General features: G+C 65.2%; 2 protein-coding genes. Both read left to right on the plus strand.

Annotated elements, in window-relative coordinates; translation table 11 throughout:
• Positions 1-44: 44 nt before the first annotated feature.
• Positions 45-1,439 carry a TolC family protein gene (locus tag HF680_RS15700; protein ID WP_185225714.1) on the plus strand — a complete coding sequence of 465 codons (1,395 nt, stop codon included), beginning with the start codon at positions 45-47 and terminating at the stop codon, positions 1,437-1,439.
• On the plus strand, positions 1,436-2,273 hold an 838-nt coding region (locus tag HF680_RS15705; RefSeq protein ID WP_205196343.1), incomplete at its 3' end, for an HlyD family secretion protein. The genes HF680_RS15700 and HF680_RS15705, both read left to right, overlap by 4 nt.

Genomic DNA, 2,273 nt, shown 5'->3' on the forward strand with positions numbered 1-2,273 from the left:
AGGCCGCGCCCCAAGAGGCGGCCCAGGGCGACGCTACAGTCGCTCTGACCTATGCGGCCGCTCAACGACGTGTTCGCTCCAATTCCAGTCTCGGTCGCGCTGCGGGCTATGGGATGCAGGCCGCCAGGGCCCAGGCGGATGTGGCTGCCGGGCTGAATCGGCCGACCGTAGCGCTCGATGCTCAGTTGATCCGTTATCGCAAGACATTCGATCTCTCGCTGGGCGACACGCTGGACCGCGCACAGGCCGAGCTCGGCGCCGCCATTCCTGGGCTCATCGCGGATTTGCCCGGTGTGCCGGGTGACGTGTTGCAAAGTGTCGGCCAGCGGCTGGAAGCGGCGCTTCCCGAAATTTTCGCCGCCTTGCCGCAAGACGTCCGATTGCAAGTCGACGACACGACCTTTCGCCCCACGGTGACGGCGCTTCAGCCGATCTATACCGGCGGCGCAATTCCAGCCTTACGACGAGCGGCGGCGGCCAATGTGGATCTGGCGCAGGCGAAGCAGCAGGAAGCGGTCAGTCTGGAGGACGTAAATCTGGCGCGGGCGTACTTTGGCCAGGTGCTGGCCGCCGAGGCGCTGAAGATCGCACGCGAGACCCGTGACGGCTTCGATCTGCATTTGCGCAACGCTCGACTGTTGGAATCGCAAGGCGTGCTCAGCCACGCCCAGACGCTTCAGGTCGAAGTCGCCCGCGATGCGGCTCAGCGGCAGGTCCACAGGGCCGAACTGGAGCACGACAACGCCGTGGCGTCCCTCGCCAGGGTCGTTGACACCAATGGCGCCGTCGTTCCAACCACGCCCCTGTTCGTGAACCGTGACCCAATCGGTCCAGCCGGCGTGTTTCTTGACCAGGCAAGCCAGACGAACGCTCGCCTTGCGCAGGCTCAAGCCGGGCGCGATCTGGCCGAGGCGGGCGCCGATCTCGCGGCGTCACGAATGAAGCCGTCCGTCTATGCATTCGGAACCTACAACCTGAACCCAGACGACGCTCTGCCGACCGAGCCGGATTGGGCGGTTGGGATCGGCGCCCGTTACACACTGATTTCGACAGTGGATCGACGACGCATGCTGGGGGCCGCACGCGCCCAGGCCTCGGCTGCTGCGGAGGTGGAACGACAGGCCCGAGACGACGCCCGATTGCTGGTCACGCGAGCCTATAATCAGGCGGAGTTGGCGCGTCGTCAGTTTCTGAGCATGGACAGCAGCCTGGAGGCCGCCAGCGAGAATCTTAGAGTTCAGGAGGTTGGGTTCCGTGAAGGCGAGGCCACAGCCGCCTCGGTCGTGGACGCCCGCAATCTTCTGGGGGCCGCGCGTTTGCAACGCGCAGCAGCAGCTTACGAATATGATCTCAGCCTGGCCGGCTTGCTGGCGGCGTCGGGAAGCGATCTGACCTTGAACGACTATCTGCAACGCGAAGACCGGATAAGCGCGCCATGAGCGAGACGCCTCCCTTTGCCGATGCCCCGACAAACGGTGCGCCGACCATCGCGGCCAGTCGTACGTCTGCACGGCGACGTATTCTGCCTGTGATCGTGGGCGTCGGCCTCGTGCTGCTGATCGGCTTCATCATCGTGGGCCTCTTCCTCGCGGCCCGTCCTGCCAGGGATCAGGTTCAGGGCATGGTCGAGGCGGAGACCTTCACTGTTGCGACCAAGGTGCCCAGTCGCGTGGAGCGCTTCCTGGCTTCAGAGGGCGATCAGGTGAAGGCAGGTCAAGAGTTGGCTCTGATGAGCAGCCCGGAGGTTGCAGCAAAGGAGGCTCAGGCCCGGGCCCTGCTTCAGTCGAGTGAGGCCATTCAGTCGATGAGCCGCGAAGGCGCTCGCCGCGAGGATGTGCAGTCGGTCGAGTCCGTCTGGCGCGCCGCCCAGGCGACGGCTCGTTTGGCGGACCAGACTGCGCGGCGGGCGGAGAACCTGTTCGCCGAAGGCGTGATTTCCGCCCAACGCCGTGACGAAGCCGTGGCCGCTCGCGCTGCTACAGCCTCGCAGTCCGAAGCCGCCCGTCAGCAGTACCTGAAGGCGTTGGCAGGGACACGGCCGCAGGAAAAATCCGTTGCCGACGCCAATGTGCGAGGCGCGCAGGCCGCCGTCGCCGAGGTCCAAAGCCTCCAGGGTGAGACACGACTGCTTGCGCCAAACGACGGCGAGGTTGCGGAGCGTTTCGCCAATGTCGGCGAGCTCGTGCTCACGGGCGTGCCAGTCTTCACAATCGTGGACATCGGCGACCCGTGGGTTACCTTCAGTGTGCGCGAGGATCAGTTTCGCGATCTGA

This window comes from Brevundimonas huaxiensis, from assembly GCF_014218725.1.
Lineage (GTDB): Bacteria > Pseudomonadota > Alphaproteobacteria > Caulobacterales > Caulobacteraceae > Brevundimonas > Brevundimonas huaxiensis.